The organism is Rhizobium sp. BK313 (assembly GCF_014193655.1).
GTDB lineage: Bacteria > Pseudomonadota > Alphaproteobacteria > Rhizobiales > Rhizobiaceae > Rhizobium.
Window position 1 is genome coordinate 268,107 of sequence record NZ_JACHZQ010000004.1, and the last position, 16,334, is coordinate 284,440.

The following is a 16,334-nucleotide window of genomic DNA, read 5'->3' on the forward strand; positions in this document are numbered from 1 at the left end:
CGTTTTCAGCATGGCTTTCTGGCCAGGAAAGGTTTGATGTACCGCCAGACGACCTATCCAAAATCGGTAGTCGGGATAAGCGCCTATGCCAATTGGACGATTATTCGTGAAGCTGCGATTCTGATAGAAAAACAAGGAATTGTAGGAGAATGTTATCATGGCGATCCGCGACCTCAGAACTGCACCAGACAATACGCTGCTGCATGCCGATATTGCCATTGTCGGCGGCGGTCCCGCGGGCATTACCATCGCACGGGAGCTTGCGAATACGCCACTCCATATCCTCGTCATCGACAGCGGCGGGCTAGACTACGAGGCCGAAGTCCAGGCTCTGAACTCGGTCGAGAATGTTGGTGAGCCAGTGGCGCGTGCGGGTGTCGAGCCAGTCGGGCGCGGTTATGCCGACAGCCTGGAATGGCTGAACGCGATACCTGCTTTCGAGCTGCGCAACCGCCTGCTTGGCGGCAGCAGCCATACCTGGGTCGGCAAATGTGCAGCCTTCGACGAGATCGATTTCGCAAAGCGCCCCTGGCTGTCGCCTTCCGGTTGGCCGATCGGGCGCCGCGAGTTGCAGGCCGCGCTCGATCGGGCCGGCGACCTGCTCAATCTTGGCCCCAATCTTTACGATGAACGCCTCTATGAACGGCTGTATTCCCGCCCGGCCGATCTCGGCATGAAGCGCGACCTTCTGCGTCCGTTCTTCTGGCAATTCAGCCACGAGCGGGACCAGCGCGGCGAACCGATGCGATTCAATCGGCTTGCGCGCGAAATCGATGCGACGAATATCGTTTTCCTGACGCATGCGACGGTGACGGAGATCAATCTCGACAATAATGCCCGCCGGGCGACATCGATGAACGTGGTAAGCCTTGAAGGAAACAGGGCGATCATCAACGCCAAGACGATCGTCCTTTGCGGCGGTGGCATCGAGAATGCTCGGTTGCTGCTAGCCTCTAACGCCTTGATGAAGTCCGGCATCGGCAATGGAAGGGACGTCGTTGGCCGCTACCTTGCCGATCATCCACGTACATCGCTCGCTCGCGTCACGGGGGGCGATATCGACGCGATAGCCCGGCATTTCAATTTCTATGGCCTGTCGCACAAAGGGCGGACGCATTTCTATCTGCAGGGACTGTCACTCAGTCCGGATATGCAGGTGCGTGAAGGCCTCACCAATTGCGCGGCCTATCCCGTTCAGATCCATGCCGCAGACGATCCCTGGGGTGCGCTGAAGCGCGTGGTACACGGCTCCCGCCAGACATTGACCCGTGATGTTTCCGCCATCGCACGTTCACCGGGAATGATCGCATCCGGCCTCTACAGTCGGCTGGTCCGCAAACGAGGGCTGCCGCATCGCTCGATCGAGCTGCGTTTCGACGTGATGGCGGAGCAAAAGCTCGACCCAGAAAGCAGAGTCACTTTATCGGACGAACGCGATCGGTTCGGCAGACCTCTGCCGCGGGTTGATTGGAAAATAGGTTTCTGTGAAATCAATAGTATAAAGCGGTTAGCGCAAGTAATGTCTGAGGAATTCGCCCGCATAGGCCTGCCGCGGCCGCAGCTCGCCGACTGGATCGCGCTGGACGACGATAGCGATGCCGCTTTCATGGATATGGCGCATCCGTCCTGCACCACGCGTATGGGCACCGATCCCGCCACGAGCGTCGTCGATTCGAACGCCATGGTGCATGGCATTGACGGATTGTTTGTTGCCGGTAGCTCGGTCTTTCCGACAGGCGGCCATGCCAATCCGACATTGATGCTGCTGACGCTGGCAATCCGTCTCGCCGATCATCTCATGGCGCGACATGCGATCGAAAGGCCGCATGTCGTGGCTGAGCCGTCATCGCCAGTTGTGATGAAAACCCCTGACATCTCTCTCGCGTGTCAGGTCTAAGCCCAATCGCCTTACTGCCGCAGGGTCGTGTTTTACGCAAATCCGGACGGAAGGACCTCGCGTGTCGTTCCCGGAACAGCTCTAGCCAAGGCGGAAATAGAAACCAGCACTTTCGCTTCGTCCCAATTCCGGATGCGTATCGATGAGGTGAGACAGAGAAGGGATCGCCCAGCGGTCGACCTGCTTGTAACCGAGCTGCGTCACATCGCTCAGGAAAGTGGCCTCATCGCGCATCTGATAGGGCACATATGTGCCGCTTATTCGTTCCAGCGTCACAACGGTGCCGCTCTTGTGGAGGGCGACTTTGTTGAGGATCAGATGTTTAGGCAGGGCGGGCAGACGCTGCAACAGGCTGGAAAGCGGCACATCCAGATATTGCATCAGGCCGGAACCGAGAAAAAGCGGTATGCCGCCGGCATCCTCGATCTGGTCGACGAAGCTGAGGCCCGTCAGGCCATCGCGCTCCGCCAAACGCCGCCCGACGCGGATGATTGCTGGAAGATCGTAAACGATCCAGCGGAAGGAATCGTTGAACGGCAACAACGGCCGGAAAGCTCTGTATTTCGTTCCCATATGGCCGCCGGCATCGATGACGCCGTCAATTTCCTGCATCAGGTTGCGCATCCAAAACATCACCGGATAGTCCCATGGCAAGACCTGGCACATTTTGGCAAAGCCGACGCTGGCAATTTCCTCGTGATCGTAACCGGCCATCGGCATGGTCTTGGCGGTGGCGAAGGCGGCCTCATAGGAGCTGTAAGCCCCGGTAAATCGCCGCGGGAAGGGCGATAAATAACGCAGGCGCCCGCCGGCGGCGCGCAGCGGCGACAAAGACCGGCCAAGGCTGCGAACCGTTTCGCCTAAGATCGAGCGCGTGTTCTCTGACAAAGATACAGTCGCCATTATCGTTTCCTCAACCGGCCTCGAACGGCCTTTCTCGTTTGAAATATCCACGGACTATCGCCGACCGACCGCAAAGATCGGGATCGGGATGCCCATCACTTTCTGGAGGATAGCAAGGGTGAGGACATAGATCGCTCCACCGGACACGACCTGTATCGCCACCGTCGACAGGTGCCGCAACGCAGACGCTTCGGCGAGATAACCGAGCGAATAAACCGTTGCTGCCATAGCTGCGATGGCGACGGCGACGTAGGCACAATCGCGGATCACCCGCCGCCATTCGAGGCCGCCGTAGTTGCGCTGCAGACGCACTGATATCGCAAAGGAAATCAGGGACGCTAGGCATTGACCCAAGGCCGCCGCCTCGACGCCGAAGGGCGCGAGGAGGACGATCAGACCGACCGAAATGGCGCCGTTGAACAGCAGCGCAGGAGGCATACGCTTGATATTGCCGGACAGGGACAACAACGGTTCGGTGACATAGCCGGGGGTCAGCAGCACCTGCTTGGCCGACAGGATTGCTACGAGAATCGCCGCCGGCGCCCATTTGTCGCCAAGCACCACGTCAATCAGACCCGACGAGATCAGCGATAGACCGAGATAGATCGGCGCTGAGGCCGCCATCAGAATGGTCATGAAGGTGGTGGCCGATGCGCCGACATCGCGCGACGCCTTGCCGTTGGCATCGATCTTGACGGCCGCCCGGCGGAACAAGGTCCAGGCGAGCATGCGAGCCGGTTCACCAATAAGTTCGGAAAAGGCGGCAATGATCCGCTCGGCGACGCGATAGTAGCCTGCCTCGGTGAGGCCGAGAAAACTGCCGATCGCCAGCGTACCGGAATAGGAGCGCAGGAAGAAGATCAGTCGGTTTGCCAAAATATGACGCGAGAACTCGAGGATTTCGCGTGCGAATGGCCAGGTCAGGCGCAGCCTCGGATACCAGCGTGCCACCGCCGCGGAGGCGAATAGGCTGACGAGTTGCGTCGCGAGCCGGCCAATGACAAGCGAGAAGACATTCCATCCAATCCATAGGCCGAGTATGGTGACTAACAGCCCGGTGACCTCGGCCGTGATGCGGATGACCGCCTGTTTGCGCAGAAGGCCCCTGGCGACCAGCAGCCCGTCATAGACAACCGAAAGCGACGAGGGGAGGAACCAGCAGCTGAAGAGGCCAAGCAACATGCCTTCCCAGGGCTGATGGAAGACAAACCACACGGTGGCGGCGATGCTTAGTCCGACCATCGTGACCAGCACACCCGAAATGATCGAAATCGTCCCGATCTGGTCGAGTTCATGCTCGCTGCATTCGGTCTTCATCACGAATTCGCCCCATCCGCCTTCGGCAACGACGACGAGCAGGATCATGATGGCGGAGCTATAGGCATAGAGGCCAAATTCTGCCGACGCGAGCACACGTGCTGCAACGAGGAAGACGACGAGCTGCACGACCTGGGAGACAACCTTCGAACCCAAAGTCGAAGCACCATCGCCGATAACGGACGGCAAACGCAGACGAAGCCATCGCGGCAAGCCGAAGCGGCCGGAAGGGGAAGGGGGAAGGGGCAATCCGTCCATCAGCGCGTCCCCTCGCTCGGATGAAAGGACAGCAAAATCCCGCCGGCGTTGCACGGTTGGTTTATCCCCACCCCCCAATATTGGGTGGGTTTCCTTAAGAAAAACCGGCTATGCTGTAGATAAGTCATGTATTGTTCCCATTCGGAACACAATCTTGCGCCAAAGGAAGCGATCCAAAAACCAAGCAAACTGGCGTTGAACGGCCGAGCGTTGCCTAAGCTTCGGTTCGGGTCCAAAACGATGGTTTTGATTGGTTCTCGCCCAACAGAGGGTTTTTCGTAAACAGTCATGAGACGACATGCAGAACAGGTCATGAAGGACGTCGATCCCGATCGTGCCACAACCGGGCGGCGAAGCTCCCCGCGGCGGAAATTGGTGCTTCGTTGGCTGCTGATATTGTTTTGTCTCGCTATCTGGGCTGCGGTCGCCATCTTTTTCATTTGGTGAGCCGTTCCTTTTCATTGCGAGCAAGCAGCACGACGCCGACGGTCTTCCAGAGAATGGTGACGTCCGTCCAGAATGAGCATGTATGGTAGTAGTCGACATCGAACTGCACACGCTCCTCATAGGAGGTGTCGGCGCAGCGGGTGACCTGCCATAGGCCGGTGATGCCGGGCTGCAGCGCCAGGTAGCAGTGCAGTTGCGATCCGTAACGCTCAAGCTCTGCAGCCACGATCGGCCGCGGCCCGACGAGACTCATCTCGCCACGCAGTACGTTGAGAAGTTGCGGCAGTTCGTCGGCACTGCTCATGCGCAAATATTTGCCAAGCCAGTGCACCCGCGGATCGTTCATCAGCTTCCGGGTCGCTAGCCACTCTTTCTTCCGCTCCGGCTCGCGCTCCAGCAATTCGGCCAGCCGTTTGTCGGCATCCCTGCGCATGGAGCGGAATTTCAAGCACTGGAACGTGCGGCCCTCACGGCCAACGCGGGCGTGGCGGTAGATGATGGGTCGGCCATCGACCAATAGCAGTGCGATCGCGATCACGAGAAGCGCGGGGGACAGAAACAGCAGCCCCACGGCCGAAAGCAATATATCGACAGCACGCTTGGTGCGGCTGCGCCTTGCTGTCAGTTTCAAATCATGAAGCGATTGCTCATCATGAGCATAGCCATCAAAAGCCGACAGCATTTTTGGAACCTCTCGACATCCGGAATCCTGCCACAAAGCTGCCAGTTGCACCGAAACTTGACAATTGACCCTGAGGGTATTGCCCTAGTCCCATTGACGTAAGGCCGGGAAAGCATGGCTAGATGCGCGGGTAATTCGTCTACTCGACTACCCGATTGGTGCCGGTTTGGCGGCTTCGGGGTAATCATCTTCGGGGGCGATGGGGGCCGTTCTCTGGCTCGCCGTGCGCTCCAGAATGCGACCATAGAGGGCGATCAGTGCATCTCGCCAGGAGGCAGGCGTATGAGCTAGACCGCTCGACCGGCGCATGCAGTTCACGCTCATCAGACGGACCAGCATGTTGTCGCCCGTAAGCCGGCGCATCGCGGCCGCAAGCGTTTCCACCTTGCCGCTCTGGAAGGTCAGTCCGCAGCCGAGTTCGGCAATCTCATCGCCAAGAAGTGCCGCGTCGGGAAGGATGACCGGAATACCGCTGGTCACGGCCTCCAGCGCCGCAAGCCCGAAAGGCTCCGGCACACGCGAGGAAACGACGAGCGCGCGGGCGCTGCCGATAATGCCGCGCATCTCCTCCTTGGATTTCCAGCCATGGAGAACCACCTCGGGATAGTCGCGCTCCAGCAGCGCGCGGCCCGCACCGTCGCCGATGATGTGGAGATTGACGCCGGCAAGCCGCGCTGCCATCGCGGCATCCTCAAACCCTTTTTCGGGTTCGAGCCGTCCGACGAAGAAGAAATTGCGCTTCTTCCATGGCGCCATAGGCTGCTTCAGAAAGGGTTCGACAGGATTGCGGATGATCTCGATATTGTCTGATCCTATGCCGCTGCGGTCGAAATAATCACGCATGCGCTGGTGCACGATAATGATATTGGCTGGCGTTTGCCGGGTCGGGTAAAAATGCTCGCGCAGCAGATGCCGCGCCGATCGCCAAACCTTCTCGTGGTAGCCGCGCTTGTCGCACTGCGTCGTCAAGCATTGCATCGACATAGGCGTGAGATGGCAGACATCGTTTTTGCGATAGTTCGCAAAGCCGCCGTTCGGGCAGGAGAGGAAATAGTCATGGGCATGCAGAACGACGCGTTCACGCACCGGCCACAGCGCCCGAAAGATCGACGGCGACAGGATTTTCGACCAACCGTGCACATGGTAGATCGTCGCCGCCGTGTCCTTTCGGGCGATGAGATCCTGCAAGGCGGTATAGGCGCTCCTGCTGTATAGCCCCCCCGCAAGGGCGCTCATCCGTCCTTGCTGCGTCAGGGGCTGACCATTGAGATTGATGGTATCGACCGCTGGAGGTTCGTCGCCGGCGGCATCGCCGGCGAAATAGGTGATTGGAATTCCAGCACGTTGCAGCAGATCGGCAGAAAGGATCGCCAGGTTTGACGCTCCGCCGACCTTGACGGAGCGGTCGTTGATAATAACAACCCGATCGGGATGGGGTGGGGTCACAAGATTACTCCAGCGCTTCGACATTTTGTGGCGCAAGCTTGCCCGTCAACAGGTCGAGGCAGGCCATGGCATTGCCTTTCAGTCGTCCCTTGCGATCGACCCAAGGCTCAGGCCGCCAGGCTTTGACGAGATTGGCAATCAGGTTGCGGCCGATCTGGATCGACGCGTGGCGGACGCTCATGGTACGCTTGCGCATGAGATAAACGGGATTGGCGATCTGCGAATAGCCGAGCCGGACGCCAGGCGACCGACCGACCTTCGTGCCGAGATGCACGCCTTCCAGTTGCTTGGCGCTCACCACCTGGCCGTAGCGGGCGACGAGCCGGCTGAAATCGACATCCTCGAGCCAGCCATAGAAGGGCAGGTTTTCGTCGAAGCGCAGATTGCCGGCTTTGATGATGGTGGTGCGGATCGCCATGTTGCAGCCATAGGCATTATAGACCGGCTGGAACCGCGCCACCGGCTCCGAACGCCGCCGGCTCTTCGATTCGACCAGCCGCAGTCCATCGCGGACGGAAATACCGGGGCCGGTGATCCCGTCGGCAAGTACCGTGCCGGTGCACATGACGATGTCGGGATGGAGCTGGAACAGCCGTTCCGTCTCCTCCAGATAGTTCGGCGTCATCAGGAAATCGTCATCCAGGAAGAGGATGATTTCCGCATCCGGGATATTGTCGAGAATCCGGTTGCGCTGGCGGCAGAGTCCACGTTCGGAAATCAGCACCCGTACCGGGAAATCGAGATCGCGCATGCAGCTCTGATCGATGTCCTCCGGCGAGGCGAGGCAGACGACCACCTCGTCCGGCTTGCGCGTCTGGCGAGCGATATGCGGAAGGATCGAGGACAGGATGTCCCGACGACCGGTACTGGCAATGCCGACAACCAGCTTGACCGGACGACCCGATGGACGGCCTTCGAGCCGCCTGTCGGAAAAGCGGGTTTCGCGAGGCTGCGGTTTGCGCCACCAGTGCCGGCGTTCGCCATGCCGGCGCTTTTCGCTGCTGCGGTTGGCGATGATGCCGAGGATGTTGATCGGCGTCGTGCCGAAGCTTGCGAGCGCGTCGGACAGCCGCTCCACCGTCATCTTGTTGGTATGCCCGACAACCACGACGATGCCTTCGAGATAGGAGCAGATGACGCGCGTATCGGCCGAATCTTCGAAAGCCGACATATCGACGATGACCACCTTGTAACGCCGGCGCAGCAGATCGATCTCCGCCTTCAGCGCCGGCAGATGGCCATAGCGTTGGAACGCGGCAACGGATTTCTCCGTCTCGTCGACGGTGACGACCGGAACGCCGTTGCTATAGGCCTGAGCTGCCTGCCTGTCGGCCTCTGGATCGTGTTCGATCGTCGCGATGGACAAGCCGTTTTCATGCGCAACGGAATAACGTCGCGGCACCTCGTTCATACGCAGTACTTCCATGCCGAAATCCGCTCCCGATTCCATCGCTACGCCGCTGAGGCGTGCATTGAGGAAATCGGCGTCGACCAGCACCACCGACGCGCCTTCGTTCTGATAGAGCTGAGCGAGATTGGTCGCGATCGTCGTCTTGCCTTCGCCCGTGCCGACCGAGGTGATACCAATCACCATCGGCGCATTCGGCTGGAAGGCAGAGTCGACCGAGTGTTTTACCCTGCGCAAGGCTTCGGAAAACTGCGAGTAGGGCGTGTCGAGCACGGATCTGAGCGGCGACATGGTTCGTCGCCAGGACGTGCCACCCGCCACAACATGGCCCGGCACGAAGGACGGGCCGGCATAGACGGGCACATGACCGAGCGAGGAGATACCAAGCTCGCGCCGCAGCTTCTCGCTCGAGCTGACGCGCCGATCCATCCCGTCGCGCAGGAGTGCTATCCCGAGCCCTGCGGCAAGGCCGAGCATGGCGGAGAAGGGGATGACGATCGAGGATTTCGGCCAGGTCTTCGCCAAGGGCACGGCGGCTGCCGTGACGATGCGAGCATTGCCGAGCGGGAAGGATTCCTTCTGCAGCGCGCCGATCAACTGCTGCAGAATGCTTTCATACATGCGGCGATAGGTGGTCGCACGGCTCTCCATTTCGGAGAGCTCGACACGCGCCAGGTTCTTGTCCGTCCCGGTCTCCGTCAGAGAGGCCAGTTCGTCGTTGAGCAGTTGTTCCCGGGTTTGAGCCACTTCCAGATTGGAGCGATAGACAGCCTGGATGCGGCCGAACTCCTTCTGCATCTCGCTCTTCAGCCGGTCGATCTCATCCTGGGCCGCCGCAATTGCCGGGTTGCCGGCATCGTAGCGGCTGGCCAGGTTGTTGAGCCTGGTCGTTGCCGCACCGAGATCTTCCTGCAGCTTCTGTATGCGCGGGTTGTTGATCGTCTCGTCGACATCACCCTCGACCTTCTCGCCGGCCATCAGCCGGTTGAGCGTCGCAAGCTTGGCGGATTCAGCCGCCGTCTGTGCCCGGGCCGCCAGCGCCTGGCTGCTGATCTCCGACAATTGCTGCTGGTCGAGCGAGGAGGAGGAGCTGATCTCCATGATGCCGTTCTTGGCGCGAAACTCTTCGACGCTCATTGCGGCCTCGCGAGCCTGTCGACCGACCTCGATCAGCCGCGTTTCCAGCCATTTCGCCCCGCTCTGCGCTGCCGAGGCGCGCTCGGTGAGCCCCGTACGGATGTAAGCAGCCGCAATGGCGTTGGCGGCGAGCGCCGCCTTGCGCGGATCGATGGAATTATAGCCGATTTCCAGAATGTAGGATTGACCCACCCGATTGACCGAGACCCTGGAGAGGAACGAAGCCATGGTGCGGCGCATTAGATCGTCTTCGGTCGGCGCAACCTTGACGGGTTCATCGGACGAATGCTTGAAGTAAGCGATGAGACCGCGCACCTTGTCGCGCAGGGCCGACTGCCACGACATACCACCGACAATCTCCGGGTCCTGGCTGAGATTGAGCTTCTCGATGACCGCGCGGGCGATCGCCTCAGATTTGACGATCTCAACCTGGCTGGCAATCTCGGCAGCCTCGATGATGACCGTACCGGACAAGGCATCCTGGGACGCTATGCGACCCTGTTCCGGATCCATCACCAGGCGCGTCGTCGCCGAATAGATCGGCTGGGTGTTCGTTACATAGAACGTGCCGATGCCGAGCCCCATCGCCGTAGAGACGATGAAGATCAGCAAGTGACGCTGCATGAAACGCCAAATATCGCGAAAGGAAATATATTCGCTTCCATTTGACCGCTTGGTCTCTGATTGAGCTCCGGGTACGCTTTTACCAATCTCGTGAACTACCATGATATTCCGCCCGACCTTGCTTGGATGATATCTATTGGGACTGTGTGGGATCGACTGAGGACAGCATTGCGCCGTCCAGATTGTTGGAAACGTTGTAGCGAACATCCAGCACATCGCCCGGCTGCAGCTCTGCCGTTTCTGGCACCTCAGTGGTGGTGCCTGCGTCGCCGCCGCGGGTGATCCAATATTCAAGCGGCTGAAGATCGATCGCTTTCATGCTCTGGTAGCGAGACAGCGAAGCGCCGGCGATCTGCAGCAATTGCAGCGTCGTATTGCGCTTCAGCTTGGTGTCTTCGAGTTCCGTTTCGGTCGCCTGCAACTGCTGTCCAACCTCGGTCTTGCGCTGCCCTTTGAGGTTCAGCGCATCGCGTTGGGTCTCGCTCAGCTTTTGCTTGGCCTGCATGGAGGCGACGACCATATCGAGCTTGCCGCTCTGCATGTCGGCGACCACGCGTTCCAATGAGGTCTTGCGCGATGTGGTGAGGATCTTCGTGTCGACAAGCTTGGAGATGTCGACCAATTCGTCCTGGGCGATCTTCACCTGCTCATCCTGGGATGCCATTTTCTCGTCGAGAATGTCGATTTCGTTGCGCAGCAAGGTTTCGAGTTCCGCGGCAGATTGAAGCTGCTGGCGAAGCGCTTCGGCCCTGGCATTGAACACATCGACTTCGCTGGTCATGATCTGTCTGATGGCCGACCCTTCGGGTGCTGCCTTGATTTCCGGCGGAAAATCGATGGTCGTCTGATCGTTCAGCTCTGCCATCAACCGGGCTCGCCGCGCGCCGAGCTGTTTCAATTGCAGCTCCATCCGGTTGATCTCGCCGGCATAGCTTATCTGCTGCGCATCGTTGTATTCGCCGGTCGGATTGGAGCGGCGCTCGCGGCCGCCGGCCATGGCGACGGCCTGTTTGACCGTCAGTCCCGGCCGGAATTCCAGTTCGCTCGGCTTCTCGACCGTCCCGGTGACATAAATCATCGGATATTTCACCACTTCGACTGAAGCCGTAGGAGCGGTGGCAAGACCGGTGATCTGCTTCAGCCTGTCGCCGATCTGACTGGAGACATCGCTGGTCGTCTTGTCGACAACCGACATCTCGCCGATCATCGGAATGGAGATCGTGCCGGATTGCGAGACGACATATTCGCCGTTCAGCGCCGTCCATTCCTTATATTCGCCTGTTGAAGCGACCCATTCGACGATCGCTACCTTCATCCGCGTCTGAGGCCTGATGTGGTAGACATCGTCCGATGCGGCATTTGCCCTGTCGATAAAGGCGGCACCGGAAAGTGCCAGGGCGAGAAAAAGACTGAGAACGGTGCCCGGAGTCTTCTGGCGGGCTCGTGAGTGAAGAGCAGAAACTGTCAACATGAGGCGCGATCTCGTTTTCGTGTCAGTCGCGCCGTTGCGAACTGCCGCAGCGCTGTGGCCTGAGATCATCCCCTGAACGCATTTCGAGTAAATCCCCTGCCGTAGGGTTACGGCTAATCCCTTCTGAGGAAAGAAAGGACGGGGTTCAGCGTTCCGGCAGCAGTGAACATATCATTGAGTTTAAACCTTTTTCGCCGCCTAGACCTTTTGGTCATGACCCTCAGCCATTTGGATGCGTTGGAGGACCGATGTGGGTTCTGTCGCATTGCCCGCCGCCCGCACAATGATGCCTCGATCAACGGCGGAGTAAGAGGGATGCGGGTAGCGATTGTTCATTATTGGCTGGTGTCGATGCGAGGCGGCGAGAAGGTGATCGAGGCGCTCTGCGACATGTATCCGGACGCCGATATCTTCACGCTCGTTTATGACGAGAGCCGCGTCTCCGAAAAAATCAGGAGACACAAGGTAACAACATCGTTCCTGCAACGCATTCCCGGCGCCATCAAACGCTACCAGTCGCTGCTGCCGCTGATGCCCTTCGCGTTGGAGAGCTTCGATCTCAGCGGCTATGACCTGATCATCTCCAGCGAATCAGGCCCGGCAAAGGGCATCATCCCGTCGCCGCAGGCGACGCATATCTGCTATTGCCACTCGCCGATGCGCTATCTCTGGGATCACTATCACTTCTATCGTTCCAATGCCGGCCTCGCCTCGCGGCTGATGTTGCCGGTGCTGGCGCCGCTGTTGCGGTCCTGGGACGTCAACACCAGTCTGCGCGTCGATCGCTTCATCGCTAATTCTCATCACGTCAGCGCTCGCATCGGTAAATATTACCGTCGTCCGGCGACGGTGCTCTATCCACCGGTCTCCGTCGACGATTTCACCCCAGCGGCGGCAACCGAGGACTTTTACCTCTGCGCCGGCCAACTCATTCCGTACAAGCGGATCGACCTCGCCGTGCGGGCTTTTACCAAGATGAACCGCAACCTGGTCATCATCGGCGAGGGCAAAGAAATGGAGAGCCTCAAGCGTTTGGCCGGACCCACTATCACCTTTCTGGGCCGTGCGCCGTTCTCGGTGCTGAAAGAGAAGCTGGCTCGCTGCCGTGCACTGATTTTCCCCGGAGAAGAAGATTTCGGGATCGTTCCCGTCGAGGCCATGGCAAGCGGCCGGCCCGTCATCGCCTACGGCAGCGGCGGTGCGCTGGAAACCGTCGTTCCCGGCGTCAGCGGCATGTTATTCGAGGAGCAATCGATGGAAGCGCTGATCGAAGCGGTAAATGACTTCGAAGACAGTGAAAGTGCTTTCCGCCCCGATATTCTTCGGACACATGCGGCTCAATTCAGCCTCCGCAATTTCACGACGGGCATGCAGGCGATTATCGATGAGGAACTACTGGCACGCAAACCGGCCCTGTCGCGCAACAACCGCAGCGCCGCCGCCATACAGCGTCTGTTCGAGGGACAATTCCCTGCGCCCGCGGTGGAAACGCCGCAACGCGTAGCCACCACCGAACCGGTGACGGTCCACGCACCGACATTTTGATCGGATAGCTAGGCCGTGAACCCATAAATCTGCCGGGTGAACGGCTGACCAGAGTCCGCTGTGCTCAGATAGCCGCCAAATTCCGGAGCGCAGCGGAATAAAACGACCGGCCAAGAGCGGATATCACTGATTTGCCGTTTGCCGACATAAAGAGTGGGGCGACGGGCGTTGCCGCCGGCTGCCCCCGTGATGACGGTTGATTGGCCTGCGATCTACTGCCCAACCAGTCCTGGCAGTGCCTGGACCCGCGTGACCGGCGGCGGGTTCCATTTTCCGGTGAGCGCCTCCGATCGTGGGGCATAGAGCCGCATCAGCAAGTTGAACTCGCCCTTCGGGGCTGGAAGCCAGTTAGCTTCCTTATCCGCACCCGGACTTTCGTTCTGCAAATAAAGGTCAAGCGACCCGTCGGCGTTAAATTTGAGCGGCATCCAACTGCTGAGGGTGAAGCGATTTAGGGGGTTGGCAACCTGGTAGCCTTCGGCGTCGTACAACGTCACCGACCAGAAGGCGTCTGCTGGCGGCGTTTGGCCCTTGTCGAAATGCAACGTGTATTTGTTCGCTCCGTCGAGTGGCTTGCCGGTCTCATCGCCTAAACTGGACGGGTATATTGCATCTTCGGGAAGGTTCGCACCGAGGCCCCACTGAGTGATGATGGCACGCTTCAAATAGTAGTTGCCATAGACGCCCATCGTGTCCGTGTTCATCGACCAGTGGTTTGCGACCCGGGCGAGTGTTGGTTGCTTCCATCCCATCAATTGCCGCGCCTCACCCGGAGCACTTGCCAACGCACGCTGGATGACGGGATCGGCCTTGTTCAAATCAAAGTCCTTTCCCACCTTGAAGCCAATCTTCTTTAGTTGGGCGATGATCGGTTGGTCGGTCACGTGGGGCGGATTGATCTTGAGAAGCCCGGCCGCATAGGCGAAGAATTTATCGGCGGGCATAGTATCGACCTGAATCTTCGGAGGCGTTTTCATGTCCACCGAGGGATCAATCGTCACCGTTGGCGGCACGGGTGGCTTGCCCCATTGCGATAGCATTGTGACCTTGTAGTCGGCCTGAATTTTATGAACGGCGTCGTAATCCGATGGCCCATCGGTCTTCGTTCGGCCGATGATCCACACATACGGCGTTGGCGTATTGATCCGCGTCATTCCAGCGGGTACGTCGCCGTTCCAGCCTGGGGGCGTAATCAGGAAGTTGCCTGCCTCAGTCCCTGTAGTGCGCCAACCGGGCGACGCAAATACGTCGGTCCATGCGTCGAGCATCGGCAGCAGATAGTAGCGGCCGTCGGTGTTTGGTGCCGACACGACTACCGGTTCTTTTGTCATATCGAGAAAGGCACTGGAATACAGTGTATCGAAATTCGGACGCACGACGATCTTGTAGTCGGCGGGCGGGAACGTTGCGAAGCTGTGGAACTCGTTCACCGGGCCATAGCCGGGAATTTTGCCCGCCTCTATGTTGGTACCCACCTGCCGAGTGATGCCCAAGGTAACGAGCGGATAAAAGTAGATATAAGCGTTAAGGCCGATGGCGTGTGCTTCTTGTTCAGTGATCTGGGATTGGGCTCCTGCCGGCGCGGCCGTTGTGATCAACAAAGCCATGCCGAACAGACCAGTTAGAGTCAGCCTTCTCATGGTCGTCCTCCTGCTTGACGAGAGGCGCCAATATTGACGCAGGTAACTGCGCGTCGCCTCGCGAATTGCGGTCGATCGTGTGATCTACTGCGCGACCAGTCCTGACAGTGCCTCCACCCGCGTGACCGGTGGCGGGTTCCACTTTCCGATGAGCGCCTCGGATCTCGGGGCGTAGAGCCGCATTAGCAGGTTGAAGGCGCCTCTCGGAGCGGGAAGCCAGTTAGCTTCCTTATCCGCAGCCGGACTTTCGTTCTGAAAATAAAGGTCAAGCGATCCATCTGCATTGGACTTTAGTGGCATCCAACTGCTGAGGTTGAAGCGGTTAAGAGGATTGGCAACCTGGAAGCCTTCGGCGTCGTAGAGGGTGACCGACCAGAAAGCGTTGGCTGGAGGCGCCTCGCCCTTCTCGAAGTGGAGCGTGTATTTGTTCGCTCCGTCCAGTGGCTTGCCGGTGTCGTCCGCCAGGTTGAGCGGATAGATGGCATCCTCGGGAAGATTTGCACCGAGACCGAGTTGAGCGACAATGGCGCGTTTCAGGTAGAAGTTGCCATAGACGCCCACTGTGTTGGTTTGCATTGACCAACCATTCGCTACGCGGCCGATGGTGGGTATTGCCCAAGTCATCAACTGCTGCCCTTCATCCCGAGCATCAGCGAGGGCTCGCTGGACTACCGGGTCGGCTTTGTTCAAATCGAAGCTTTTCCCCGGCTCGAATCCTGTCTTCCTCAGTTGCGCAATCATTGGCTCGTCGGTGATGTGGGGCGGAACGACTTTGAGAATCTCTGCCGCGTAGGCAAAAAATTTATCGGCAGGCATTCTATCGACCTGAACCTTTGGAGGCGTTTTCATGTCCACTGTTGAATCGATTGTCACGGTCGGCGGCGCGGCATTTTTGCCCCACCGTGACAGCGGTGTGATTTTGTAGCCAGCCTGAATTTTGTGAACCGCGTCGTAGTCCGCAGGACCGTCGGTCTTTGTTCGCCCGAGAGTCCAAACATATGGTGTCGGCGCGTTTATCCGCGTCACTCCCGAAGGAACGTCACCGCTCCATCCCTGCGGAGCAATGAGGAAGTTGCCCGCGTGAGTCCCTGTGGTCCGCCAGCCGGGGGAGGCGAATACATCAGTCCACATATCGAGCATTGGCAGAAGGTAGTAGCGACCATTTGTATCTGGCGCCGAGACGATCACCGGCTCCTTGCTCAAATCGAGCCATGCCAGGGAGTAAAGGGTATCGAAATTAAATCGCACGACGAGTTTGTTGTCGGCAGCTGGGTAGGCCGGAAAACTGGAAAACGTGTTCATCGGCCCCTTACCGACCTCCTTCCCAGGGTCGATGTTGGTGGATTGCCTACGCGTCAAATCCATCGTGAGAAGCGGATAAAAATAAAGATAAGCGTCAACACCGATAGCATGTGCTTCTTGTTCGGAGATCTGGGATTGGGCTCCTGCCGGCACGGCTAGTGTGATCAACAAAGCCATGCCGAACAGACCGGGCAGAGTCAGTCTTCTCATGGTTGTCCTCCCACTCGGCGGAAGGGTAATCGTAGCACTGGAGGGTG

10 protein-coding genes are annotated in these 16,334 nt (G+C 58.9%); 2 read left to right on the top strand and 8 right to left on the bottom strand.

The window, feature by feature from the left end; genetic code table 11:
* Positions 1 to 157: 157 nt before the first annotated feature.
* A complete protein-coding gene (locus FHT86_RS21510) occupies positions 158 to 1,897 on the top strand; it encodes a GMC oxidoreductase (protein WP_133709508.1) in 1,740 nt (579 codons plus the stop codon).
* Between the two features lie 81 nt (positions 1,898 to 1,978).
* On the opposite strand, the gene FHT86_RS21515 is transcribed toward FHT86_RS21510, so the two are convergent.
* The 6 genes from FHT86_RS21515 to FHT86_RS21540 form a co-directional block, all read right to left on the bottom strand.
* A complete protein-coding gene (locus tag FHT86_RS21515; protein WP_133709509.1) occupies positions 1,979 to 2,800 on the bottom strand; it encodes a methyltransferase, TIGR04325 family in 822 nt (273 codons plus the stop codon).
* A gap of 54 nt (positions 2,801 to 2,854) precedes the next feature.
* Complete coding sequence (locus FHT86_RS21520) at positions 2,855 to 4,375, bottom strand: oligosaccharide flippase family protein (RefSeq protein ID WP_133709510.1); 1,521 nt, start codon at positions 4,373 to 4,375, stop codon at positions 2,855 to 2,857.
* Between the two features lie 436 nt (positions 4,376 to 4,811).
* Positions 4,812 to 5,504: a sugar transferase gene (locus FHT86_RS21525; protein WP_133709511.1), complete on the bottom strand. Its 693-nt coding sequence runs from the start codon at positions 5,502 to 5,504 to the stop codon at positions 4,812 to 4,814.
* Positions 5,505 to 5,651: 147 nt separating this feature from the next.
* A complete protein-coding gene (locus FHT86_RS38670; protein ID WP_312862436.1) occupies positions 5,652 to 6,950 on the bottom strand; it encodes a glycosyltransferase family 4 protein in 1,299 nt (432 codons plus the stop codon).
* Between the two features lie 4 nt (positions 6,951 to 6,954).
* Positions 6,955 to 10,335, bottom strand: coding sequence for a GNVR domain-containing protein (locus FHT86_RS21535; RefSeq protein ID WP_133709513.1), 3,381 nt, complete (start codon positions 10,333 to 10,335; stop codon positions 6,955 to 6,957).
* The gene (locus tag FHT86_RS21540) at positions 10,253 to 11,590 is read right to left on the bottom strand and encodes a polysaccharide biosynthesis/export family protein (RefSeq protein WP_133709514.1); all 1,338 of its coding nucleotides are present in this window, start codon (positions 11,588 to 11,590) and stop codon (positions 10,253 to 10,255) included. Before FHT86_RS21540 ends, FHT86_RS21535 begins: the two co-directional genes overlap by 83 nt.
* A gap of 315 nt (positions 11,591 to 11,905) precedes the next feature.
* Here FHT86_RS21540 and FHT86_RS21545 point away from each other — a divergent pair, with 315 nt between their 5' ends.
* Entirely contained in the window at positions 11,906 to 13,135 is a 1,230-nt protein-coding gene (locus FHT86_RS21545; RefSeq protein WP_133709515.1) for a glycosyltransferase, read from the top strand.
* A gap of 212 nt (positions 13,136 to 13,347) precedes the next feature.
* Here FHT86_RS21545 and FHT86_RS21550 read toward each other — a convergent pair whose 3' ends face one another.
* Positions 13,348 to 14,775 (bottom strand): DUF1254 domain-containing protein, encoded by a 1,428-nt coding sequence (locus FHT86_RS21550; RefSeq protein WP_133709516.1) that lies wholly within the window; start codon positions 14,773 to 14,775, stop codon positions 13,348 to 13,350.
* Between the two features lie 84 nt (positions 14,776 to 14,859).
* Positions 14,860 to 16,287, bottom strand: coding sequence for a DUF1254 domain-containing protein (locus tag FHT86_RS21555; RefSeq protein WP_133709517.1), 1,428 nt, complete (start codon positions 16,285 to 16,287; stop codon positions 14,860 to 14,862).
* Between the last annotated feature and the right edge of the window lie 47 nt (positions 16,288 to 16,334).

Excerpts from the sequence above, each read along its gene's own strand:
- FHT86_RS21520 (WP_133709510.1), bottom strand. The coding sequence starts at position 4,375 with ATGGACGGATTGCCCCTTCCCCCTTCCCCTTCCGGCCGCTTCGGCTTG.
- FHT86_RS21550 (WP_133709516.1), bottom strand. The coding sequence starts at position 14,775 with ATGAGAAGGCTGACTCTAACTGGTCTGTTCGGCATGGCTTTGTTGATC.
- FHT86_RS21515 (WP_133709509.1), bottom strand. The coding sequence starts at position 2,800 with ATGGCGACTGTATCTTTGTCAGAGAACACGCGCTCGATCTTAGGCGAA.
- FHT86_RS21535 (WP_133709513.1), bottom strand. The coding sequence starts at position 10,335 with ATGTGCTGGATGTTCGCTACAACGTTTCCAACAATCTGGACGGCGCAA.
- FHT86_RS21540 (WP_133709514.1), bottom strand. The coding sequence starts at position 11,590 with ATGTTGACAGTTTCTGCTCTTCACTCACGAGCCCGCCAGAAGACTCCG.
- FHT86_RS21525 (WP_133709511.1), bottom strand. The coding sequence starts at position 5,504 with ATGCTGTCGGCTTTTGATGGCTATGCTCATGATGAGCAATCGCTTCAT.
- FHT86_RS21545 (WP_133709515.1), top strand. The coding sequence starts at position 11,906 with ATGCGGGTAGCGATTGTTCATTATTGGCTGGTGTCGATGCGAGGCGGC.
- FHT86_RS21555 (WP_133709517.1), bottom strand. The coding sequence starts at position 16,287 with ATGAGAAGACTGACTCTGCCCGGTCTGTTCGGCATGGCTTTGTTGATC.
- FHT86_RS21510 (WP_133709508.1), top strand. The coding sequence starts at position 158 with ATGGCGATCCGCGACCTCAGAACTGCACCAGACAATACGCTGCTGCAT.